Below are 21724 nucleotides of genomic sequence, written 5' to 3'. Positions count from 1 at the left end.
CGCGGATGGTGAAGCGCTACTCGCACTCTCCCAGGAACCCCAGATAGCACACGGCCTCATGCGTGACGGCCGGCTCGGCATCGTCGTTCGAGACCTGGCGCGTCGCCGTCTCGGGCGTCCGGGTGAGGTGTCCGAAATCGCCGAGGGAGGCCACGTACATCCCGTCCGCGTCCTCCGCGATCATCCGGTCGATCTCGGCGCGGTGCTGGGCGCACAGGTCCGCGGCGGCGGGGACGAGGTCGACCCCGGCGCATGCGCCCGCGTACTCGGCCTCCATGAGGCCGATGCAGTCCGTCCAGTCCTGGTCCACCGCGCACGGGCTCACGCCGTCGTCGGCGACGAGGTACTTGCCGGTCTCGTACTCCTCGCTGTGGAAGGTCTCGGGCTTCTCCGGCACGTCGACCTTGGTCCAGTGGCGTGCGGTCGTGAACGCGAACACCGTGACGATCGCGGCGATCAGCAGCAGCGCGCCCACGATGCCCAGCGTCACCCAGAGGCCGACCCGGCTCTTCCTCCCGGTGCTCTCCGAAGCGGGGAACGCGATCTCCGGCCCACCGGAGGAGACGGGTCCCTGCGCGGCCGGTGCCGGCGGCGGCGCCGCAGCGAACCCGGGCGCTGCGGCGCTGGGGAGTTCGTGTCCGCCGAGCCCTGCCGCCGCGGGGGCGGGCGTCGCCGGCGCCGTGGTGGCGAGCCAGTAGTCGTACCAGGCCCGGCTCGCCTGCTCGTCCGCGGCGACCTGCTGCGCCTCGGCATCGGTGAGCACGAGGCCCCAGGCCTCACGGGTCGGTGCGTGGAGCAGGGCGGAGCGGAAGTCTTCGAACGACACGGGCATGTTCGCAGAATATCGGCTTTGCTCCCGGGAGCCCGGCGGTCATCCGATGTCCGCGGCTCCTGGAACAATGACGAGGTGATCGGTATGAGGTCTTTCTGGAACGCGTTGCCCACCGAGGGGCGCTGGCTGCTGTCGACCGTGGCGATCCAGACGCTCGGGCGGGGGATGACGCTGCCGTTCACGATCATCTACCTCCACGAGGTCCGCGGCTTCGATCTCGGGTTCTCCGGGGCGCTCATGAGCCTCATCGCGATCATGGGGCTCGTCGTCACGGGCCCCGGCGGTACGCTCATCGACCGCTTCGGCGCCCGCCGTGTGCTGATCGTGGGACTGCTCTCGATGATCGCGGGGTGCACGCTCCTCGCCTACGCCACGCATCCCGCCGTCGCGACCGTCGCGGTCGTGCTCATCGGGGTCAACTTCGGGGTCTCCTGGCCCGGCTTCAACGCGCTCATCGCCTCGGTGGTCGACGGCGAGGTCCGTCAGCAGTACTTCGGCGTGAACTTCGCCCTCGTCAACCTCGGCATCGGCGTGGGCGGCATCATCGGCGGCTTCTTCGTCGACGTGACGGAGCCGTCGACCTTCACCACGATCTTCCTCATCGACGCGGCCACGAGCCTCATCCCGCTGGCACTGCTCCTGGGTCCGCTCCGGCACGTGCGCACGCAGGCGGAGCCCGACCCGGCGGTGACCACCGAGGGCGGCTACCGGGAGATCCTCCGTCGACCGGCGGTGCTGTGGATGACGCTGTTGACCTTCTTCTCCGTCTTCATCGGGTACGGACAGATCGAGGCGGGCTTCCCCGCCTACGCCCGTCAGATCGCCCAGGTGTCGACCGCCGTGGTCGGCGTCTCGTTCGCGGTGAACACGGCTGTCATCGTGCTGCTGCAGTTCGCCGTCCTCCGCCTCATCAACGGTCGCCGCCGCACCAGGGTCATGCAGGTCATGGCGCTCATCTGGGCCGTCTCTTGGGTCATGCTCGGTGCCGCGGGTCTGCTCCCCGACTCGGTCACGGCCGCGATCGCGGTGATCGCGTTCATGGGCGTCTTCGCGTTCGGGGAGACCATGATGCAGCCGACGATCCCCGCCATCTACAACGATCTCGCGACCGACCGCACTCGCGGCCGCTACAACGCCCTCAACTCCGCCGCTTTCCAGGGCGGAGCGATCCTCGGCCCGCTCGTCGCGGGGGTGCTCCTCGGCGTCGGCGTCAGCGGGTGGTTCATCGCGGTCATGGTGGCGGGCAGTCTCGCCGTCGGCGTGCTGGCGATGGTGCTGGAGCGGGTGCTCCCGGAAGCGGCCAACGGCGGCGTCGAGGTCCATCGAACGGACGAGGTCGAGCGGACGCCGCCGGTCTAGGCTCCGAGCATGGCCCTCGAACCGCTCTTCCTCCGTCTCGACCGGATCGCGGGTGGGCGGCAGGCCGGCGTGCTGATCAGCGACGCCGGCCGCACTCACCCCAGGACGGTCCGTGCCTTCACCTGGATCCTCTGGCTCCTCGTCGCCGAGCTGGTGCTCGGGGTGGGCGCTGTCGTGGTCGCGCTCGTGCTCGCCGCGGACGGGGACAGCGTGCCCTTCGCCGTGTGGATGCGCACGCTCGTGGTGCTGGCGATGACGGCGACGCTGTTCTACTTCGCGTGGCGTGCGCGCCGCGGATGGCGTTGGGCCTACCTCCGACTGCGGCTGTTCGCGCAGATCTTCCCGGTCATCACGCTCGTCATGGCGGCGATCCCCGGTCTCTATCCGGTCTGGATGGTCACCGAGCAGATCGTCTTCAGCCTGATCATGATCGGCATCGCTGACTTCCTCACCAGCGACCACATGCGGGCGGTCTTCGCGAAGGACGCCGACGCGGATAGCACGCCGGCGGGGTGAGACGCCACTCCCTTCCCGCCGAGACCGGGGTCACTCCACACTCGGAGGAGCTGCACGGCGGGAGGAGAGACGCATGGCGCGACTGGTGCGAGTGGTACCCGGTCAGGACCCGGGCTTCACGCGGAAGCGGACGAGCTCGGGATTCCGGTACGTCGATCCGATGGGGGAGCCTGCGCCCGAGGCGGATCGCGAACGCATCAGCGACCTGGTGATCCCGCCGGCGTGGCAGGACGTGTGGATCGCGGCCGACCCGCTCGCGCACATCCAGGCCGTGGGGATCGACACCGCCGGTCGCAAGCAGTACCTCTACCACCCGCTCTGGCGGGTCTCCCGCGACCGTCGCAAGTTCGTCCGCGCACTGGACCTCGCCGCGGCCCTGCCCAGCGCCCGCGCGCAGGTCACCAAGGCTCTCAAGGAGGACGGCCAGACGAAGGAGCGAGCCCTCGCGATCGCCTTCCGCCTGCTCGACGACGCCGCGCTGCGGATCGGTTCGGAACGCTACCTGGCGCGCCACGGCAGCCGCGGCCTGACCACGCTCCGCCGCCGCGACGTCCGCATCGACGGCGGCGATGTCGCCCTGTCCTTCCCGGCGAAGAGCGGACAGACCGCCGCGATCGAGATCACCGACGAATCCCTCGCCGATGCCCTCACCGACTTCGCGAGCGGCGCCTCCACCGCCTTCCTCCTGGCCTACCGGAAAGGCCGGCGGCGGGTGAAGATCACGCCCGCCGAGGTCAACACGTACCTCAAGGACGTGCTGGGGGCCAGCTTCTCCGCCAAGGACTTCCGCACCCTCCACGGCACGATCATCGCCGCAGACGCCCTGGCCCGCATCGGCGTCCTCGACCGCCGCGGACAGCGGAACCAGGCCGAGCGCCTCGCGGTGCAGGCGGCGGCGACCGCCCTGGGCAACACGACTGCCGTCGCCCGCAACAGCTACATCGACCCTCGGGTGTTCCGTCAGTACGGCCGGGGGAGGACGCTCGACCTCGATGTGACCCCGGAGACGGCGATCCGGCGGCTGCTGGGCGGGCCCGAGACGTCGCGGAAGGTCAACCGGCGCGGTGCCGGGCGGCGCGGATGAGGCCGCGGGAGCTCCCCAGCTGACCTCGGGAAGATGCCAGGATGGAGGGATGCACACCGCGAACCTGACCCGTGAGGAGACCGCGGCGCGATCCTCCGCGATCACCCTGCACCGCATCCGCGTCGAGCTGGACCTGACCGGAGCCCCGGAGCGGGCGCGCACGGGCTTCCCGACGACGACGGTCCTGGAGTTCGATGCGGCGGTCCAGAGCACGTGGCTGGACTTCATCGGCGAGGAGGTCCGGCGCGTCGAGGTGAACGGGGAGGAGCGGGACGTCGTCTACGACGGGGCGCGCCTCACGATCGACGACCTCGCGGCGTCGAACGTCGTGCGCATCGAAGCGGTCGGCGCCTACAGCCGGTCGGGGGAGGGCCTGCACCGGTTCCACGACCCGGCTGACGACCGCACCTACCTCTACACGCAGTACGAGCCCGCGGACTCCCGTCGCGTGATGGCCTGCTTCGAGCAGCCGGACATGAAGGCGGAGTACACCTTCGTCATCGACGCGCCGTCCGGGTGGGAGGTGCTCTCGAACCAGTCGCCGGCCCACGTCGACCTCGGCGTCGGCGTCCAGCGCGTGCAGTTCGCCCCCACGCTGCCGATCTCGAGCTACATCACGGCGGTCGCGGCCGGCCCGTACGCCCGTGTCGACGGGAAGTGGACCAGAGAGGAGCAGCGAGTGGCCCTCGGCGTGCTCGTCCGCCGCTCGCTCGTCGAGCACCTCGAGGCCGACGAGATCCTCGAGGTCACCCGGCAGGGGCTCGACTTCTTCACCGACGCCTTCGCCTATCCCTACCCGTGGGGCAAGTACGACCAGATCTTCGTCCCCGAGTACAACCTCGGCGCGATGGAGAACCCCGGCCTGGTCACCTTCACGGAAGGCTACCTCTCGCGTGGTGCTGCCACCGAGGCGCAGCGGGCAGGCAGGGCCAACACGATCCTGCACGAGATGGCGCACATGTGGTTCGGCGACCTCGTCACGATGACGTGGTGGGACGACCTCTGGCTCAAGGAGTCCTTCGCCGACTACATGGGATCGCACGCCTCGGCGGTGGCCACCCGGTTCCACGACGCGTGGGTGACGTTCGCCATGCGGCGCAAGGCCTGGGCCTATCAGCAGGACCAGCTGCCGACGACGCACCCCATCGTCGCCGACATCCCCGACCTGGAGGCCGCGAAGCTGAACTTCGACGGCATCACCTACGCCAAGGGCGCCTCGGTGCTGAAGCAGCTCGTCGCGTTCGTGGGCGACGAGGCGTTCTTCGAAGGCGCCCGGCGGTACTTCGCGGCCAACGCGTTCGGCAACACCACCCTCGACGACTTCCTCGTCGAGCTCAGCGCGGTGTCCGGCAGGGACATGACCGATTGGGCGGGCGCCTGGCTGCAGACGACGGGCGTCTCGACCATCTGGGTGGAGACCGACGCCGACGGCGCACAGCACCTCGTCCAGGACGACGTCCGTCCGCACCGCCTGCGGATCGGACTGTACGACCGCGTGGACGACCGGATCGTGCGTCGGGAGCAGCGGGAGCTGGACCTGATCGGGGAGCGGGTCGAGATCGAGCTCCCCGAGGCCGATCTCGTGCTGCTCAACGACGACGACCTCACCTACGCGAAGGCGCGCCTGGACGAGTGGTCGCTCCGCACCGTCGAGGAATCCCTCTCGGACATCGAGGACCCGCTCGCCCGGGCGCTCGTGTGGTCGTCGTTGTGGAACGCCACCCGGGACGGCGAGCTCGATGCCGCCCGTTTCGTCGCGATCGTGCGCGCGCACGCACCGCGGGAGTCGAACGGCGGTCTGCTGGCTGCGGCCCTCCTCGACGCCGCGTTCGCGCTGCGGCACTTCGTCCCCGATGACCGACGCGCCGCGGAGCAGCGCGCCTGGACCGAGACGACGTGGGCGGCACTGCAGCAGGCGGACGCCGGCAGCGACGCCCAGCTCTCCTGGGCGCGTGCGCTGGCAGCCGCCTCGGCGTTCGATGACGTCCACCACGCGGAGGTCCGGGCCCTGCTCGACGGCGACGTGCCGGAGGGCCTCGTCGTGGATCCCGATCTGCGCTGGCAGCTCCTCACAGCCCTCGTCACGACCGGTCACGCCGACGCCTCGGACATCGCGGCCGAGGAGGAGAGGGACGACACCGGCGACGGACGCACCGCCGCCCGCCGCGCCCGCGCCTCCGTCCCCGACGCGGCGGTACGCGGGGCCGCCTGGACCGCCGCGTGGGAAGACCAGTCGCTGACGAACGACCATCTCGATGCCGAGATCGGCGGCTTCCGCGCCGGCGGCCGCCGTGACCTCATCGAGTCCTACGACGAGGAGTACTTCGCGCGGATCGGGACCGCGTGGACGGACCGGAGCATCGAGATCGCTCGTCGGCTGGTGATCGGGCTGTTCCCCGCCCGTTCGTCGCTGGATCTCGTCGATTCCTGGCTGTCGGCCAGCCCCGAGGCCCCGGCGGCGCTGCGACGACTCCTCATCGAGCAGCGCGACCACCTCGCGCGTGACCTGCGGGTGCGTGGCGCTCAGGGCTAGGTCGCGGCCTCCACGGTCATGCCCATCACCGTGCGCACGATCCACGGATGGGCGCGATCGTCATCGATGTGGGTCATGCCGAGCTTCTCCGCCACACCGCGGGACGCCTCGTTCGCGGGGTGGATGATGGCGGTGAGGAGCGCGGGAGCGAAGGTCCGCGCGACGAGGTCGACACAGGCGCGTGCGGCCTCGGTGGCATAGCCTCGGCGCTGGCGATCGGCGCGGACGTGGTAGCCGACTTCGAGCACGGGAGCGCCGTTCACCGACTGCCAGGTGAGGCCGCAGTCGCCGAGGAAATCGCCGTCGTGCGTCTCGACGATCCAGAGACCGTGGCCGTCCTCGCGGTAGCGCTGCTGCATCCGCGCGATCCACTCGGCGGCTTCCGCTCGCGACTTGGGCGCGGGGTAGTACGCCATGACCTCCGGATCACCCAGGAGCGCCGCCATGTCGTCGAGATCGTCCGCGATCATCTCCCGGAAGGCGAGTCGCGGGGTCGGGGCGGGCAGGAGGCGGCGTGGTCCGCTCACAGATCGATGGTGTCGCCGGGCTCGAGCACGAGGAACTCGCCGCCGCCCTGCTCGGTCGCCCACTGCAGCCGCTGCCGGTGCATGTTCTTGCCGATCACGGACAGGGTCATGTCGTGCGTGCCGAACGCCCGTCGGGGCTTCACGGCCAGGACGTAGTCGATGGCGTCCCCGATCTTGAGCCACGGGGCTCCGAGCGGCGCGGCGAGGGTGCCGACCTCGACGCCTTCCGGTACCGCATACGAGTCGCCGGGGTAGTAGAACGTGTCGTTGACGAGCACGCCCACGTTGTCGATCGTCGGGATCGAGGAGTGGATCACTGCGTGCGTGCCACCGAAGAAGCGCAGAGTGAAGGCGCCGACCTCCACGGTGTCGCCGGGGGAGACGACCGTGACCTCGTAGCCCTCCGCCGCCTTCGCCACGCCCTCCGGCCCGAAGATCGGGGTCCCGGGGGCCGCGCGGAGGATCCGGTCGAGGTGCTCCGGCGTCCAGTGGTCGGGGTGCTCGTGCGTGAGCACGATGGCGACCAGTCCGCTGAGGTCGTGCAGCGGGGCTGTGAAGGATCCCGGATCGATCAGGAGGGTGTCGTCGTTCTGGTCCAGGCGGAGGGTGGCATGTTCGAACTTGGTGACGCGCATGAGACGAGTCAACTCCTTCCCGGGGTCTGCGGCAAACGGAAATCGGCGCGCCACGCCCGGGATCTCGGGTGGACTGGCCTCGATTTGGCGCAGTGAGAATCGCCGTGGCATACTTGAACGGTTGTCGCGGAACGGAAAAGTTCCGCAAGACGGCCCCATCGTATAGCGGCCTAGTACGCCGCCCTCTCACGGCGGTAACGCGGGTTCGAATCCCGCTGGGGTCACACAACACGACGAAAGCCCTCCGGTTCCCCGGGGGGCTTTCGCCGTTCCCGGGCGTGCGCGTCAGTCATCCGCGCGCAGCGACAGGGTCCGGAACGCGCGAGCCCGGAGCGGCACGAGCATGAGCGCCGTCATCGCACCACCGGCCACGACGAACGGCACCCAGACGGCGGTGACGGTCGCGAGCGCGCCGAAGCCCGCCATCGCGAGCGGCATCAGGCAGTCGTCGCCGAGCCGGGTGAGGGACCCCATCCGACCGAGGAAGGCGGTGTCCACCGTCGCGGCGAAGGTCGCGCTCAGCAGCACGGAGGCGTAGCCCGCGGTGGCGCCGACGACGGTGGCGGCGACGGCCACGGTCCAGACGGGGCCGAACCCGAGCGCGACGATTCCCGCTCCCTGGACGAGGAGCGCGCCGAACCCTCTCCGCGCCTCGTGGCGCGGCCGCCATCTCGCGACCGCGGCAGCCCCCACAGCGGCGCCGAGGCCGAGGAGGCCCTCGAAGAGGCCGACCGCGGGAGCCCCCCAACCCTCGTCGTGCGCCCGCAGAGCCAGGCCGATGCCGATGGCGGGGCCCACGGCGAGATTGAGTCCGGAGAGGGCGATGACGAGAGTGCGCGTCGTGGGGTTCGCTCCGAGGTGGGCGAACGCCGCGCCGATCGCGCGCAGGGACGAGGTGCGCGGGGCCCGGGCGAGCCGGAACCGCGGGCGCAGGACGATCGCCAGGAACCCGACGACCAGGGCGAAGGTCACCGCGTTCGCGGATGCGCTCCCCGCGAGACCGGCTTGGGCGACGAGCAGGCCGCCCAGTGCGGCGCCCCCCATCGTGCCGAGGCGCGACGCCGTCTGGATGACGGCCGCGTAGGAGGGGAGATCGTCGGTGCGTACCAGCTGTCGCCCGATGGTGCCGGCGGAGGGTTCGTAGAAAGCGTCGCACACCCCGAACGCCACGGCGGCGGCGAGCAGGACGGGCACGGTGGGCGCATGCGAGACCGTATGCACGGCGGCAGCGACGAGCACCCCCACACGCACCGCATTGCAGACGATCATCACCCGGCGGGCGTCGGCGCGATCCGCGATGACCCCGCCGAAGAGCAGCACCATCGCGCGCGGAACCGTGCCGGCGGCGACGATGAGTCCGGCGACGGCGGGGGAGGCGATCTGCACGGCCGTCCACGCCAACGCGATCGTCCACACGGCGTCGCCGGCGTCGGACAGAGCCTTCACGCCGATCCACGCGTGCACCATCCGGTCACGCCGGAACGAAGGAGGACTGGTGAGCTCGAGGGGCGGGGTGAGCGCGGTCATCACGGCTCCGTGGGGAACGCGTGGGCGAAGAAGAAGACGGGCGTGCGCGCCTGGCCGTCGCCTTCGTCGATCGAGGCCTGCCAGTCCCGCACCACGTCCAGCACGCGCGCGGAGAGGTCGCGCAGTTCCTCCGGGGTCGCCCACGCGGTGGTCTCCGTGTTGGAGGCGTCGTAGGCCGCGACGGCGGGCTCCCCTCGGCGTCGGTGCCAGCGCTGGAGGCGGTCGATCTGCATGCGGATGCCCTGCCGCTGTGCTTCCCGGGCGAGAAGGGCATCGGCGGGGGAGTCGACGAAGTCCTCCACCGACCAGGTGAGGCCGCGCCGGGCGACGGTCCACCAGCTCGTGCGCCGGTCGCCGGTCGGATCGGCAGCACGCTCGACGATCCCGGCCCGCTCGAGCATCCTGAGGTGATGGCTGATGCTGCCGACCTGGCTGTCGAGCGCACGGGCGAGGGCGGTCACCTGCGAGGTGCCGTACAGCAGCAGATAGTCGTAGATGCGGCGCCGCAGCGGATGGTGCACGGCGGTGATCACGGAGATGTCTTCCACGCCCCGAAGGCTATGCAGCGGTGCGGAGACGCACAAGACTTCTTGTATACCCCGGAACTGCGCGCTATTCCTCCGTGCGAGGCGAAGCGGACGCCGCTTTCCGGCGCCGGCGGCTGCGGCGGACGAGCCAGACGACCAGCACGACGACAGCGACCACCGCGAGCCAGGGGAGGAGGAAGCCGACCGCGATCACCAGGGCGTTGAGTGAGACCACGAGCCCGTTCCACCCGGCCAGCAGACCGTCGCCGAAGCCGGCGGGGTCTGCCGACGCCGTGGTGCCGCTGCGGGACAGCTCCACGGTGAGCGACGACAGGGCCACCTGGTCCTCCAGCGCGGCGAGCTGCTGTTCGTACGACTCGAGCTGCGCCTGGCGATCGGTGAGCGCGACTTCGGCCTCGATGAGATCGGCGACAGTGCCCGACTGCCCCATGAGTTCCGTGAGCCGCTGCACCGACGCACGGGTCGACTCCACGCGGGCGCGGAGGTCGATCGCCGTGGCGGTGACGTCCTGCTTCGTGACGGAGGACGACAACACCTCACCGGTGTCGCCGAGGGCGGCGATCACCGTGGTCAGATCGTCGGCGGGGATGCGGATCGTGATCCAGCCGTACCCGGAATCCGCGGGAGCCGCTTCGGCGGGGGCATCCGACGAGACCGCTCGGCCGACCTCGGTGCTCTCGACGTAGCCGCCGTGCTCGACGGCGAGATCGCCGATGGCGGATGCGGCGTCGGCGACGTCCCGCACCTGCACCGACGCCTGGGCGGTGGCGACGATGTCACGGGCGTCCTCGGCAGACGCCGCGGCGTCCGATCCGACGGTGCCGGGAAGGGTCGCCCCTTCGACGGCGCGGTCCGGCACGGCCGAGCCCGCCTCGTCGGTCGACCAGCCCGCGGTGCCGTCCGCTGTGGATACGGACGAGCCGCCGCCTCCGACGGCGCCGAGGATCGGCGGGGTCACCAGGACCCCGACGACGAAGGCCGCCGCGATCCCTCCGGCGGTGAGCCATCGGCGTCGACGGTTCCGGGCGCGTTCGGTTCGCGGAGACAGCGGGCGCCGCTCGCTGCGGATCTCGGTGAAGACGGCCTCCTCGATCCGGGCGACGGTCGCGTCCGACAGCGGCGGGAGGCTCTCCTGCGGGGTCTGGTGGTTCATGCGTCCCTCACTTCCTTGACGGCGCCGCGCAGCTGGGTGCGCACGCGTGAGAGACGGTTCCGGACGACGGCGTGCGTCACGCCGAGCTCGTCTGCGGCGGCCTGGTACGCGTAGCCCTCGGACGCGCACAGCCGGAAGATCTCCCGGTCGAGCTCGCTCAGGGTGCCCACCTCCGCGGCGATCCTCGCGGCGAGCGCCGCCGTGATCACGTGCTCCTCGACGCTGACGACGTCCGGGAGCTGATCGTCCGCCGCGTCCGTCGTGTGCGCCTGGTCGCGACGGCGCTGGCGCAGCCGGTTCGCGGACTGGAAGCGGCAGATCGTCGCGAGCCAGGGGAGGATCGACTCTCCCTGCAGCTCCAGATCCGGAAGCTTCCGCCAGGCGACCACGAAGGTCTCCTGCGCCACGTCCTCCGCGTCGGCGGGGGAGCCCAGGATCCCGTGGGCGATCCAGTACACGGGGCGCACGTGGGCGCGGTACAGCGCGCGGAAGGCGCTCTGATCGCCGGCCGCCGCCTGGGCGGCCCATCGCTGGTCACTCGTCTGCGCGGGCATCCTTGTTCCGTTCGGTGTCTCTCCCTCGAGAGTGTCGGCGGATGACCCATCGTCTCAGCACGGCATCGGATCCGCAGCGGGTGGGGACTTCCTCGTCCGCGCGGCTCCCACCTCCGGTAGCATGGCCCGGGCGAGAGGGAGTATCCCGAATCCGCGCGTAACGTCATCACGAGCATCGACACCGCTGCTCCGGGCGCGCGCCGCACATCTGCGGGGGAGAGACTTTCGACTCATTCCCGACCCCTCGCGAAAGGTGCACAGCGCCCGTGGACATCCCCGTCTGGTTCGAGATCACGTCGATGGTCGTCCTCACGATCATCCTGATCGGCGACCTGCTCCTCATCCGGCTGCGCCCGCACATCCCCTCCACCAAGGAGTCGACGCTGTGGGTCGTGTTCTACGTGGGCCTCGCGCTGCTCTTCGCGGTGCTGCTGGGCAATGTGGGCGGATGGCAGAACGCCGGGGACTTCATCACCGGGTGGGCGCTGGAGTACAGCCTCTCCGTCGACAACCTGTTCGTCTTCGTGCTGATCATGGCGCAGTTCGCGGTGCCGCGACGTCTGCAGCAGCAGGTGCTGATGGTCGGGATCATCATCGCGCTAGTCCTGCGCGGGCTCTTCATCCTCGTGGGCGTGACGATCATCGAGAACTTCTCGCCGATCTTCTACCTGTTCGGCGCCTTCCTCGTCTACACCGCCATCCGGCAGGCGATGCCGGAGGGCGAGCACGAGGACGACGTCAAGCGCGAGAACTTCATCGTCCGGCTGCTCCGCCGTCGGATCGACATCAGCGAGACCTACGACGGCTCGAAGATCCGCACGACCGTCGACGGGACGCGCATGTGGACGCCGATGATCATCGTGTTCATCACGATCGGCGTCACGGACCTCATCTTCGCGATCGACTCGATCCCCGCGATCTTCGAGATCACGACGAACGGCTTCCTCGTCTTCGCCGCGAACATCTTCGCCCTCATGGGGCTGCGCCAGCTCTACTTCCTCCTCGGCGACCTCCTGGACCGCCTCCGCTACCTGCACTACGGCATCGCCGTCATCCTCGGGTTCATCGGCATCAAGCTGATCCTGCACGCGCTGCACGTCAACGAGCTCCCGTTCATCAACGGCGGCGAGCACGTGGAGTGGGTGCCCGACATCGACAACATGGTGTCGCTCGGCGTGATCCTCGTGTCGATGACGGTCGCGACGATCGCGAGCCTGATCGCGTCGTCCAGGGAGAAGCGAGCGGAGAAGCGCGTCGCTCACGTCGGAGACTGAGTCCGCGCGGAGCGGGTCAGAACGACTGCAGGTTGGCCTGCAGGCCGCCGTCCGCGTACTCGCGCCGGAGCAGCCCGCGGCGGCGGAGGATCGGCACCAGCTCGTCGAGCGTGCGGTGCAGGGTCACGGGGTGGAAGTCGCCCCAGAGCAGCACGCCGTCGTTGCCCCACTCACCGAGCTCCTCGACGAGATCGGCGAACTCCTCTGCGGTGCCCACGAAACCGCTGCGGTCGTGCAGCCGGCCGGTGCGGGCGAGTGCGGTGAGATGCGCGCGGAGCGGGGCATCCTCTCCGCGGTCGCCGATCAGCCGCTGGATGCTCCCGCGGGAGACATGGGCTCCGAAGACCGAAGGGTCGAGGGGACGGTCCAGATCGAGGGCCGTGAGATCGGTTTCCAGATCACTCGACTGCTTCCGGGCGATCTGCGCGAGTGCGGCGTCGTCCGGGCGTGCGGAGGCGGCCACGATCCGGTCGGCCTCCTCGGCGGACGCCGTGATCACGGGCTGGATCGCGAAGAGGATCTTGACGTCCTCGGCACGGCGTCCCCGGGCGATCGCGGCGTCGTGCACGCGCTGCCGATACTCCCGTACCGCCTTCTCGTGCAGCGGTGCGAGCGCGAGCTGGACGTCCGAGTTGGCACCCGCGAACGCCAGGCCGCGCCCCGAGCCGCCGGGGGAGACGATGGTCGGCTCCCCGTCCGTGAAGGGCAGGGCGTTCAAGGGGCCGTCGAAGTCGTAGTGCGCCCCGCGGTGCTGCACCGGGCGCATGCGGGTGCCGTCCGCATAGACGCCGGACGCGGGGTCGGCGACCAGGGCGCCCTCGTCCCAGCTCCGCCAGAGCGCGCGGATGCCGGCGAGCCATTCCTCGGCACGGTCGTACGCCTCGTCGTGGCCGAGCTGCGGGGCCGCGGAGAAGTGACGGGCGCTGCCGGTGTCGGTGACCACGTTGAGGCCGAGCCGGTGCCCGCTCAGATGCTGCAGCGTCGCGAACTGGCGCGCCGACGTGTACGGCAGCGAGGCCGCCGGATTCACGGTCGGCACGACCCCGAGGTGACGGGTCGCCTGGAAGAGGTACGGCGCGAGCAGCAGGGGATCGTGCTTCGGGCCGCCGAACGCGTGACGCACGCGCAGATCGATCGTGTCCGCTGAGCCGAGGGAGGGGCTGTCCTCGACGATCACGAGGTCGAATCCGGCCTGCTCGAGGGTGCGCGCGGCCTCCTGGTAGATCTCCGGTCGTGTCCAGTCGTAGTCCCAGTCCAGGGATGGATAGCCCCACCCCTGAGGGCCGAAGCCCCGGGCGAGGAACCACCCGAAGTGCTGCAGGCGGCTCATGCCACCGTCTCCCGGACGCTCTCGAGCACCCGCACCAGATCGCCGATCAGGTCGTCCACGTCCTCGATGCCGATCGACAGTCGGAGGGTGCCGGGGCCCACACCGAGGATCCGGCGATCCTCGTCGGTGCGCTGCGCATGGCTGGTGGTGCCCGGGTGCAGCACGAGCGACCGCACGTCGCCGATGTGGGTCATGTGCGTGAAGACGGACACCTCCTCCACGAAGCGACGGGCCGCGGGGAGACCCCCGCGCAACGTGAAGGTGAAGATCGAACCGAAGCCGCCGTCGAGGTAACGCACCGCGGTCTCGTGGTGCGGGTGCGTGGGCAGGCCGACGTAGTCCACGCTCTCCACGGCGTCATGCGCGGCGAGCCAGCGTGCGACGGCGAGGGCGTTCTGCGACTGCCGCTCCACGCGCAGGCCGAGCGTCTCGGTGCCCTGGCCGATCAGAAACGCGTTGAGGGGCGAGGGCGAGGCACCGAACCGCGGAGCCACCGACTCTCTGGCGTACCCGATGCGCGCGCGGCCGCCGTGCCGGGCGAAGACGCTCGGGGCGCCGCCCCGTCCCGGCAGCACGAGGTGCGGGGCGTTGTGCCCGGCGCGGTCGGCATCGAATCGGCCGTCATCGATCACCACGCCGCCGAGAACCGCGCCCTGACCCGCGAGGAACTTCGACGCCGAGTGCACCACGATGGCCGCGCCGTGCTCCAGCGGCCGGAGGAGAGCCGGGGTGGCCAGGGTGTTGTCGACGATCAGCGGAACGGCGATCTCGTCGGCCACCGCGCTCACCGCCGCGACGTCGAGGATGTCGTTCCGCGCGTTCGCGAGCGATTCCGCGAACAGCGCCCTGGTCGTCGGGCGCACGGCGTCGCGCCAGGCATCCGGGTCCGCGATGTCGTCCACGAACGTCGTCTCGATGCCGAGTCTGGCGAGGTTGTCCAGGAACAGCCCGCGGGTGCCCTCGTAGATGTGGGTCGAGGACACGATGTGATCGCCCGCCCCCACGACCGAGAGCAGGGCGGTCGTCACCGCGGCCTGTCCGCTGGCCACGAGCACGGCGTCGGCACCGGACTCCAGGCTCGCGAGCTGCCGCTCCACCGCGTGCACCGTGGGGTTGCCGGTGCGCGTGTACCCGAATCCGGTGCCGGTACCGAAGTGGTCGGCGGCGTGATCGAAGTCGTCGAACTCGAAACCGGCCGTCAGGTAGATCGGCGTCACGCGGGAGGCGGCAGCGGCCCGGCCTCTCGCGGCGTGGACGGCGCGGGTGGCGAAGCGGGCGGTGTCGACGGTCATGCGGGGCCTCTCGGTCGGTCGGGTGAGCAACAGAGTGTCACGGCGTGTCTCGGCGTGTCCGAGCGGTGGTAACCTGACGTCATGCGGACCGTGCTCCTTCTTAGCGGCCGCGGCGAGACCTCGATCTGAGCCCCTCCTCGTCGCGGAGTCCATCGTGGGCCGAACCGCCATCCACAGGAGACACGCCATGACCACCACCGCCGGTGCGGATTCCGCACGCCCCAGGACGCTCGCCGAGAAGGTCTGGGACGACCACCTCGTCGTCAAGGGCGAGGACGGCCAGCCCGACCTCATCTACATCGACCTGCACCTCGTGCACGAGGTCACCAGCCCGCAGGCCTTCGACGGCCTCCGCAGCGAGGGGCGGCCGCTCCGCCGGCTCGACCTGACCATCGCCACGGAGGACCACAACACGCCGACGTGGGAGATCGACAAGCCCATCGCCGACCTGACCAGCCGCACGCAGATCGAGACGCTGCGCCGCAACGCCGCCGAGTTCGGCGTGCGTCTGCACTCCCTGGGGGACGCGGAGCAGGGGATCGTCCACGTCGTCGGCCCGCAGCTCGGCCTCACCATGCCCGGGATCACCGTGGTCTGCGGCGACTCGCACACGTCCACGCACGGCGCGTTCGGCGCGATGGCGTTCGGCATCGGCACCAGCGAGGTCGAGCACGTCATGGCGACCCAGACGCTGCCGCTGAAGCCGTTCAAGACGATGGCCATCAACGTCGAGGGCACGCTGCGTCCCGGCGTCACGGCGAAGGACATCATCCTCGCCGTGATCGCCAAGATCGGCACCGGCGGCGGTCAGGGCTACGTGCTCGAGTACCGCGGCAGCGCGATCCGCGCGCTCTCCATGGAGGGCCGCATGACGATCTGCAACATGTCGATCGAGGCGGGGGCCCGCGCCGGCATGGTGGCTCCGGACGAGACGACGTTCGCCTACCTCGAGGGGCGTCCACACGCGCCGAAGGGCCAGGACTGGGACGACGCGGTCGCCTACTGGCGCGCGCTGCCGACCGACGAGGGCGCGACCTTCGATGCCGAGGTCTTCATCGACGCCGACGAGCTGGAGCCGTTCGTGACGTGGGGGACGAACCCCGGCCAGGGCAGCTCGCTCTCCGCCTCGGTGCCGAACCCGGCGGAGATCGCCGACCCGAACGAGCGGGCCGCCGCCGAGCGGGCGCTGGAGTACATGGACCTGACGCCGGGCACGCCCCTGAAGGAGGTGCCGGTCGACGCGGTGTTCATGGGCTCGTGCACGAACAGCCGCATCGAGGACCTCCGGGCCTTCGCCTCCATCATCCAGGGCAAGAAGAAGGCCGACGGCGTCCGGGTGATGGTCGTCCCCGGTTCAGCCCGCGTGCGACTGGAGGCCGAGGCCGAGGGCCTGGATCAGGTCATCAAGGACTTCGGGGCGGAGTGGCGCTTCGCAGGATGCTCGATGTGTCTGGGCATGAACCCCGATCAGCTCGCCCCGGGGGAGCGCTGCGCCTCCACCTCGAACCGCAACTTCGAAGGGCGCCAGGGCAAGGGCGGCCGCACGCACCTCGTGTCGCCGCTCGTCGCGGCGGCGACCGCCATCCGCGGCACCCTGTCCAGCCCGAGCGATCTGGAGGCCTGACCATGGAGAAGTTCACCACCCACACGGGGATCGCCGCGCCGCTGAAGCGGTCGAACGTCGACACCGACCAGATCATCCCCGCGGTGTTCCTCAAGCGCGTCACCAAGACGGGCTTCGAGGACGCGCTGTTCCACGGCTGGCGGCAGGACCCGGAGTTCGTGCTCAACCAGGCGCCGTATCAGGGGGCCTCCGTCCTCGTCGCCGGGCCGGACTTCGGTACCGGTTCCAGCCGTGAGCACGCCGTCTGGGCCCTTCGCGACTTCGGCTTCAAGGTCGTGCTGAGCCCGAGGTTCGCCGACATCTTCCGCGGCAACGCGGGCAAGCAGGGCCTCCTCGCGGCGACCATCTCCGAGGCGGATCTGGAGCGGTTCTGGGCGATCATGGACGCCGATCCCGGCGCGCGCATGACGGTCGACCTCGAGGCGCGCACCGCCGCCATCGGCGACCCCACCGGAGGCGCGGAGGCCCGCTTCCAGGCCGACATCGGGATCGACGATTACACTAGATGGCGGCTCCTCGAAGGGCTCGATGACATCGGGCTCACGCTGCGCAACGAAGACAAGATCGCGCAGTTCGAGGCCCGTCGCGAGTCGTGGCGGCCGCGGACCCTCCCCGTCCAGTGAGACGGAGGGGGCGGGGGAGCCAGGGGTAACCCCGCCCCCGATGAATGAAGTGAGGCCCCGAATGACGACACCCGTGCGCGACGCTCTCTCCGACGACGTCCCCGCGCTGACCGGAGACGTCCTCGCCATCCGCGGAGGCCGTCCGCTGCGCGGACGCGTCGACGTCAAGGGCGCGAAGAACCTCGCCACCAAGGCGATGGTCGCGTCTCTGCTCGGGGAGACCACGAGCGTCCTGCGCGACGTGCCGGCCATCAGCGACGTCGCCGTGGTGCGCTCGCTGCTCGAGGTGCACGGCGTCCGCGTGTCGGAGGGTGACGAGCCCGGCTCCCTGGTGTTCGACCCCAGCGACGTCGAGTCGGCCCACTTCGAGGAGATCGACGCGCATGCGGGCGCCTCCCGGATCCCGATCCTGTTCTGCGGTCCGCTCCTGCACCGCCTCGGCCAGGCGTTCATCCCCGACCTCGGCGGCTGCCGCATCGGCGACCGGCCGATCGACTTCCACCTGGACGCGCTGCGGAAGTTCGGCGCGATCGTCGAGAAGCTCCCCAGCGGCATCCGCCTCTCGACCGGCGGGGCCCGTCTGCACGGTGCCAACATCCACCTCCCGTACCCGAGCGTCGGCGCCACGGAGCAGGTGCTCCTCACCGCTGTACGGGCGGAGGGCATCACCGAGCTGCGCAACGCGGCGATCGAGCCCGAGATCATGGACCTCATCGCCGTCCTGCAGAAGATGGGCGCGATCATCTCCTACGAGCCCAACCGCGTCATCCTCATCGAGGGCGTCGAGAAGCTCCGCGGCTACGACCACCGGTCGATCTTCGATCGCAACGAGGCGGCCTCGTGGGCCTCGGCCGCTCTGGCCACCGACGGCGAGATCTTCGTCGGCGGCGCGAAGCAGCAGGAGATGCTCACCTTCCTCAACGTCTTCCGGAAGGCGGGCGGCTGGTTCGACATCCAGGAGGACGGCATCCTCTTCCGTCGCGACGGCGACATCAAGCCGGTCGTGATCGAGACCGACGTGCACCCCGGCTTCATGACCGACTGGCAGCAGCCGCTCGTGGTCGCGCTCACCCAGGCGCACGGCCGCTCCGTCGTGCACGAGACCGTGTACGAGAACCGCATGGGCTTCACCGAGGCGCTCGTCAAGATGGGCGCCGACATCGTCGTGCATCCGCGCGGGCTGCAGGACGGCCCGCGGCGCGTGCCGCGTCGTGACCTGGAGCAGGCCGCCGTCATCACGGGCCCGACGCCGCTCCACGGCGCCGACATCGTCGTCCCCGATCTGCGCGGCGGCTACAGCCACGTGATCGCGGCGCTGACGGCCACGGGCGAGTCGAAGGTGTCGGGGGTCGACATCCTGAGCCGCGGATACGAGAAGTTCCTCGCCAAGCTCGACGCGCTCGGCGCCGACTTCGACGTCATCCGGTGAGCCCGATGGCGTCCCGGTCTCCGGAGAAGACGCGTCCGAGCGTCTTCTGGCCGCTCGCGGCGATCGTCGTCCCGGTGGTGTCGCTGATCGCGAAGATCCGGATCGTCGGTGCGGAGAAGCTGCCGCGCGAGGGCTCATTCGTCCTCGCGCCGAACCACTACTCGGAGTTCGATCCGCTGATCGTCGCCATGGCGGTCTGGCGGATCGGGCGCGCCCCGCGGTTCATGGCGAAGGAGAGCCTCTTCCGGGTGCCCGTCCTCGGATGGTTCCTGCGCAAGACGGGGATGATCCCGGTCGCGCGCACGTCCTCGGCGTCCTCCGCGAAGCAGACGATGGCCCAGTCGGCGGCTCTCGTGGAGCACGGTCGCGGTGTCATCGTGTACCCGGAGGGCACGCTCACCCGAGACCCCGACATGTGGCCGATGCGCGGCAAGTCGGGAGCGGTGCGGCTCGCCCTCGCCGACGGCATCCCGCTCATCCCCATGGCCCAGTGGGGGACTCAGGCGATCATGGGCCGCTACCAGAAGGGGCTGAGCCTCTGGCCGCTCCGGAAACCCGTCACCGTGATCATCGGCGACCCCGTCGACGTGTCCGACCTCCGCGGTCGCGCCGGCGAGCCGGCGGCGCTGACGGAGGCCACCAACCGCCTCATGAACGCGATCACCGCGCTGCTGGAGCAGGTGCGCGGCGAGAAGGCCCCCGCGGAGCGCTGGAATCCGGCGAGCCACGGCCAGAAGGAGACCGGACGCCTTGACCCCTAAGAGAACCGCGCCGGCCGGACCCCGCGTCGCCGTGATCGGCGCCGGCAGCTGGGGCACCACGTTCGGCAAGATCCTCGCCGACGGCGGCGCCCACGTGACGATGTGGGCGCGCCGTGCGGAGCTGGCGCACGAGATCCATGAGGCGAAGCGCAACTCGCGCTACCTGCCCGGCATCAACCTGCCCCGCACGATGGCGGCCACGCATGAGCTGGCGACCGCCCTCGAGGGCGTCGACCAGGTGTACCTGTCCGTGCCGAGTCAGTCGCTGCGGGAGAACCTCAAGGCGCTGCGCCCGCTGATCGCTTCGGGCGACGCGAAGATCGTCAGCCTCATGAAGGGCGTCGAGCGTGGCACCGGACTGCGCATGAGCCAGGTGATCCAGCAGGAGCTGCAGTGCGATCCCGACCGGGTCGCCGTCGCCTCCGGTCCCAATCTCGCGCTGGAGATCGCGCGGGAGCAGCCGACCGCGGCCGTGATCTCGTCGCGCAGCCAGGAGACGGCGGACGTCGTGGCCCGCGCCGCACGCAACTCCTACTTCCGCACGTTCGTGAACACCGACGTCATCGGCACGGAGTTCGGCGGGGTGCTCAAGAACCTCATCGCCGTCGCCATCGGGATCGTCGACGGCGTGGGCTACGGCGAGAACACGAAGGCCTCGATCATCACCCGCGGCCTCGTCGAGATGACCGACTTCGCGGTGGCGAACGGTGCCCAGCCGGAGACCCTGCAGGGACTGGCGGGGCTCGGCGACCTCATCGCGACGTGTCAGTCGCCGCTGAGCCGCAACAACACGGCCGGGCGGCTGCTCGGACAGGGATACAGCTTCCAGGATGTGGTGAAGCAGATGCAGCAGACGGCGGAGGGTCTGGCCTCGGTCGCCCCCGTGCTGCAGCTCGCCCGCGAAGCCGATGTGCACATGCCGATCGTGGAGCAGGTGAAGATGGTGCTCGACGGCAAGATGGATCCCCGGGACATCGCCCCGCATCTGACGACGGACGACGACACCCCGCAGGGGGAGAGGACCAACCATGGACAAGCAGACGGTGGTGGTGCTCTTCGGAGGGCGCTCCAGCGAGCATTCGATCAGTTCCGCCACGGCGGGGGGAGTGCTGGGCGCGATCGATCGTGACCGGTATGCCGTGATCCCGGTGGGGATCACCCGCGAGGGCGCCTTCGTCCTGGAGGACGACGATCCGGCGAAGTTCCCGCTGGACGCCGCGCACCTGCCCGAGGTCGTGGACAACGGCACCCGGGTGCTCTGGCCGGAGCCCGGCGGCGACCGCACCCTGCGCGTCGTGCACCCGGGCGGCGCGACCGAGGGGCTGGGCGAGATCGACGTGGTCCTGCCGATCCTGCACGGACCCCACGGCGAGGACGGCACCATCCAGGGCTACTTCGACACGCTCGAGGTCCCCTATGCCGGCGGCGGCGTGCTCGACTCGGCGCTGTGCATGGACAAGCACTTCATGAAGATCGCGCTGCGGGCCGCCGGCATCTCGGTGGCACCGGGCGTGACCGTGCGCCGCCGCGAGTGGGACGTCGACCCTGCGGTCGTGCGCCGCCGTGCCGTCGAGCTCGGCCTGCCCGTCTTCGTCAAGCCGGCGCGCGCCGGATCGAGCGTCGGCGTCTCGAAGGTCACGGCTCCGGAGGAGCTCGATGCCGCCCTCGCCATCGCCTTCGCCGAGGACGACAAGGTCCTCATCGAGGCCGGGATCACCGGGAGGGAGATCGAGGTCGCGGTCCTGGAGACCGCCGACGGCGTCCGCGCCTCCCTTCCGGGGGAGATCGTGCTGACCGACCGCGGCTTCTACGACTTCGAGGGCAAGTACCTCGGTGGCGACGGCGTCGATGTGGTGTGCCCCGCGGAGCTGAGCGAGGCGGAGGTGGCGGCTGTCCAGGAGGCCGGCGTGCGTGCCTTCCAGGCGGTGGACGGTCGTGGCCTCGCCCGCGTCGACATGTTCCTCACCCCGGACGGCGAGCTCGTCGTCAACGAGCTCAACACCATGCCCGGATTCACGCCCATCTCGATGTTCCCGAAGTGCTGGGTCGCCTCAGGGCTGAGCTACGGCGATCTCATCACCGAACTGGTCGAGGCGGGTCTGCGCCGCTGACATCGGCGTTCC

20 protein-coding genes and 1 tRNA gene are annotated in these 21724 nt (G+C 70.3%); 12 read left to right on the top strand and 9 right to left on the bottom strand.

From position 1 onward, the window contains the following. Window positions 1–16: 16 nt before the first annotated feature. Entirely contained in the window at window positions 17–832 is an 816-nt protein-coding gene (locus AB1285_RS07955) for a hypothetical protein (protein WP_366236608.1), read from the bottom strand. Between the two features lie 84 nt (window positions 833–916). Between AB1285_RS07955 and AB1285_RS07950 the strand changes: the two genes are divergently transcribed. The 4 genes from AB1285_RS07950 to pepN all read left to right on the top strand — a co-directional run bounded on the left by AB1285_RS07950 (window position 917) and on the right by pepN (window position 6324). Further along, window positions 917–2191 carry an MFS transporter gene (locus AB1285_RS07950; RefSeq protein ID WP_370429115.1) on the top strand — a complete coding sequence of 425 codons (1275 nt, stop codon included), beginning with the start codon at window positions 917–919 and terminating at the stop codon, window positions 2189–2191. A 9-nt stretch (window positions 2192–2200) separates the two neighbouring features. Then, window positions 2201–2707 (top strand): hypothetical protein, encoded by a 507-nt coding sequence (locus AB1285_RS07945; protein ID WP_071328486.1) that lies wholly within the window; start codon window positions 2201–2203, stop codon window positions 2705–2707. A gap of 73 nt (window positions 2708–2780) precedes the next feature. Next, a complete protein-coding gene (locus AB1285_RS07940; RefSeq protein ID WP_259951698.1) occupies window positions 2781–3791 on the top strand; it encodes a DNA topoisomerase IB in 1011 nt (336 codons plus the stop codon). A 49-nt stretch (window positions 3792–3840) separates the two neighbouring features. Next, window positions 3841–6324, top strand: coding sequence for an aminopeptidase N (pepN, locus tag AB1285_RS07935; protein ID WP_370429114.1), 2484 nt, complete (start codon window positions 3841–3843; stop codon window positions 6322–6324). Here pepN and AB1285_RS07930 read toward each other — a convergent pair. Then, window positions 6321–6851: a GNAT family N-acetyltransferase gene (locus tag AB1285_RS07930; RefSeq protein WP_292795479.1), complete on the bottom strand. Its 531-nt coding sequence runs from the start codon at window positions 6849–6851 to the stop codon at window positions 6321–6323. The two genes, pepN and AB1285_RS07930, sit on opposite strands and share 4 nt — an antisense overlap. After that, window positions 6848–7486, bottom strand: a complete 639-nt coding sequence (locus AB1285_RS07925; protein WP_187663947.1) for an MBL fold metallo-hydrolase — start codon at window positions 7484–7486, stop codon at window positions 6848–6850. The genes AB1285_RS07930 and AB1285_RS07925 overlap by 4 nt, the downstream gene beginning before the upstream one ends. 151 nt (window positions 7487–7637) lie before the next feature. On the opposite strand from AB1285_RS07925, the gene AB1285_RS07920 reads away from it, so the two are divergent. Then, window positions 7638–7710: transfer RNA gene (locus AB1285_RS07920), tRNA-Glu, on the top strand. A 61-nt stretch (window positions 7711–7771) separates the two neighbouring features. On the opposite strand, the gene AB1285_RS07915 is transcribed toward AB1285_RS07920, so the two are convergent. The 4 genes from AB1285_RS07915 to AB1285_RS07900 all read right to left on the bottom strand — a co-directional run bounded on the left by AB1285_RS07915 (window position 7772) and on the right by AB1285_RS07900 (window position 11268). Then, window positions 7772–9013, bottom strand: a complete 1242-nt coding sequence (locus tag AB1285_RS07915; protein ID WP_292795484.1) for an MFS transporter — start codon at window positions 9011–9013, stop codon at window positions 7772–7774. Then, window positions 9013–9561, bottom strand: a complete 549-nt coding sequence (locus AB1285_RS07910) for a helix-turn-helix domain-containing protein (RefSeq protein ID WP_268776389.1) — start codon at window positions 9559–9561, stop codon at window positions 9013–9015. Before AB1285_RS07910 ends, AB1285_RS07915 begins: the two co-directional genes overlap by 1 nt. A 64-nt stretch (window positions 9562–9625) precedes the next feature. Then, entirely contained in the window at window positions 9626–10714 is a 1089-nt protein-coding gene (locus AB1285_RS07905) for a DUF4349 domain-containing protein (protein ID WP_292795489.1), read from the bottom strand. Further along, entirely contained in the window at window positions 10711–11268 is a 558-nt protein-coding gene (locus AB1285_RS07900) for an RNA polymerase sigma factor (RefSeq protein ID WP_292795491.1), read from the bottom strand. Before AB1285_RS07900 ends, AB1285_RS07905 begins: the two co-directional genes overlap by 4 nt. A gap of 266 nt (window positions 11269–11534) precedes the next feature. On the opposite strand from AB1285_RS07900, the gene AB1285_RS07895 reads away from it, so the two are divergent. Further along, on the top strand, window positions 11535–12542 hold the full coding sequence (locus AB1285_RS07895) for a TerC/Alx family metal homeostasis membrane protein (protein WP_187663952.1): 1008 nt from the start codon (window positions 11535–11537) through the stop codon (window positions 12540–12542). A 16-nt stretch (window positions 12543–12558) separates the two neighbouring features. On the opposite strand, the gene AB1285_RS07890 is transcribed toward AB1285_RS07895, so the two are convergent. After that, on the bottom strand, window positions 12559–13872 hold the full coding sequence (locus tag AB1285_RS07890) for an LLM class flavin-dependent oxidoreductase (protein WP_370429113.1): 1314 nt from the start codon (window positions 13870–13872) through the stop codon (window positions 12559–12561). After that, window positions 13869–15164: an O-acetylhomoserine aminocarboxypropyltransferase/cysteine synthase family protein gene (locus AB1285_RS07885; RefSeq protein WP_292795513.1), complete on the bottom strand. Its 1296-nt coding sequence runs from the start codon at window positions 15162–15164 to the stop codon at window positions 13869–13871. Before AB1285_RS07885 ends, AB1285_RS07890 begins: the two co-directional genes overlap by 4 nt. A gap of 187 nt (window positions 15165–15351) precedes the next feature. Between AB1285_RS07885 and leuC the strand changes: the two genes are divergently transcribed. From leuC to AB1285_RS07855, 6 genes are all read left to right on the top strand, one after another. Continuing rightward, a complete protein-coding gene (gene leuC, locus AB1285_RS07880) occupies window positions 15352–16788 on the top strand; it encodes a 3-isopropylmalate dehydratase large subunit (protein WP_292795516.1) in 1437 nt (478 codons plus the stop codon). A gap of 2 nt (window positions 16789–16790) precedes the next feature. Continuing rightward, on the top strand, window positions 16791–17411 hold the full coding sequence (leuD, locus tag AB1285_RS07875) for a 3-isopropylmalate dehydratase small subunit (RefSeq protein ID WP_025103309.1): 621 nt from the start codon (window positions 16791–16793) through the stop codon (window positions 17409–17411). Between the two features lie 61 nt (window positions 17412–17472). Continuing rightward, complete coding sequence (gene murA / locus AB1285_RS07870; RefSeq protein WP_280569504.1) at window positions 17473–18840, top strand: UDP-N-acetylglucosamine 1-carboxyvinyltransferase; 1368 nt, start codon at window positions 17473–17475, stop codon at window positions 18838–18840. A 5-nt stretch (window positions 18841–18845) separates the two neighbouring features. Then, window positions 18846–19601, top strand: a complete 756-nt coding sequence (locus AB1285_RS07865; RefSeq protein ID WP_187663958.1) for a lysophospholipid acyltransferase family protein — start codon at window positions 18846–18848, stop codon at window positions 19599–19601. Further along, complete coding sequence (locus tag AB1285_RS07860) at window positions 19591–20730, top strand: NAD(P)H-dependent glycerol-3-phosphate dehydrogenase (RefSeq protein ID WP_292795521.1); 1140 nt, start codon at window positions 19591–19593, stop codon at window positions 20728–20730. The genes AB1285_RS07865 and AB1285_RS07860 overlap by 11 nt, the downstream gene beginning before the upstream one ends. After that, window positions 20630–21712 carry a D-alanine--D-alanine ligase family protein gene (locus tag AB1285_RS07855; protein WP_292795524.1) on the top strand — a complete coding sequence of 361 codons (1083 nt, stop codon included), beginning with the start codon at window positions 20630–20632 and terminating at the stop codon, window positions 21710–21712. The genes AB1285_RS07860 and AB1285_RS07855 overlap by 101 nt, the downstream gene beginning before the upstream one ends. Window positions 21713–21724 lie beyond the last annotated feature (12 nt).

This window comes from Microbacterium sp. NRRL B-14842 (assembly GCF_050470785.1).
This window is presented reverse-complemented; position numbering and strand designations above follow the sequence as displayed.

Excerpts from the sequence above, each read along its gene's own strand:
- AB1285_RS07955 (WP_366236608.1), bottom strand. The coding sequence starts at position 832 with ATGCCCGTGTCGTTCGAAGACTTCCGCTCCGCCCTGCTCCACGCACCG.
- AB1285_RS07950 (WP_370429115.1), top strand. The coding sequence starts at position 917 with ATGAGGTCTTTCTGGAACGCGTTGCCCACCGAGGGGCGCTGGCTGCTG.
- AB1285_RS07945 (WP_071328486.1), top strand. The coding sequence starts at position 2,201 with ATGGCCCTCGAACCGCTCTTCCTCCGTCTCGACCGGATCGCGGGTGGG.
- AB1285_RS07940 (WP_259951698.1), top strand. The coding sequence starts at position 2,781 with ATGGCGCGACTGGTGCGAGTGGTACCCGGTCAGGACCCGGGCTTCACG.
- pepN (WP_370429114.1), top strand. The coding sequence starts at position 3,841 with ATGCACACCGCGAACCTGACCCGTGAGGAGACCGCGGCGCGATCCTCC.
- AB1285_RS07925 (WP_187663947.1), bottom strand. The coding sequence starts at position 7,486 with ATGCGCGTCACCAAGTTCGAACATGCCACCCTCCGCCTGGACCAGAAC.
- AB1285_RS07915 (WP_292795484.1), bottom strand. The coding sequence starts at position 9,013 with ATGACCGCGCTCACCCCGCCCCTCGAGCTCACCAGTCCTCCTTCGTTC.
- AB1285_RS07905 (WP_292795489.1), bottom strand. The coding sequence starts at position 10,714 with ATGAACCACCAGACCCCGCAGGAGAGCCTCCCGCCGCTGTCGGACGCG.
- AB1285_RS07900 (WP_292795491.1), bottom strand. The coding sequence starts at position 11,268 with ATGCCCGCGCAGACGAGTGACCAGCGATGGGCCGCCCAGGCGGCGGCC.
- AB1285_RS07890 (WP_370429113.1), bottom strand. The coding sequence starts at position 13,872 with ATGAGCCGCCTGCAGCACTTCGGGTGGTTCCTCGCCCGGGGCTTCGGC.
- AB1285_RS07885 (WP_292795513.1), bottom strand. The coding sequence starts at position 15,164 with ATGACCGTCGACACCGCCCGCTTCGCCACCCGCGCCGTCCACGCCGCG.
- leuC (WP_292795516.1), top strand. The coding sequence starts at position 15,352 with ATGACCACCACCGCCGGTGCGGATTCCGCACGCCCCAGGACGCTCGCC.
- leuD (WP_025103309.1), top strand. The coding sequence starts at position 16,791 with ATGGAGAAGTTCACCACCCACACGGGGATCGCCGCGCCGCTGAAGCGG.
- murA (WP_280569504.1), top strand. The coding sequence starts at position 17,473 with ATGACGACACCCGTGCGCGACGCTCTCTCCGACGACGTCCCCGCGCTG.
- AB1285_RS07865 (WP_187663958.1), top strand. The coding sequence starts at position 18,846 with ATGGCGTCCCGGTCTCCGGAGAAGACGCGTCCGAGCGTCTTCTGGCCG.
- AB1285_RS07855 (WP_292795524.1), top strand. The coding sequence starts at position 20,630 with ATGGACAAGCAGACGGTGGTGGTGCTCTTCGGAGGGCGCTCCAGCGAG.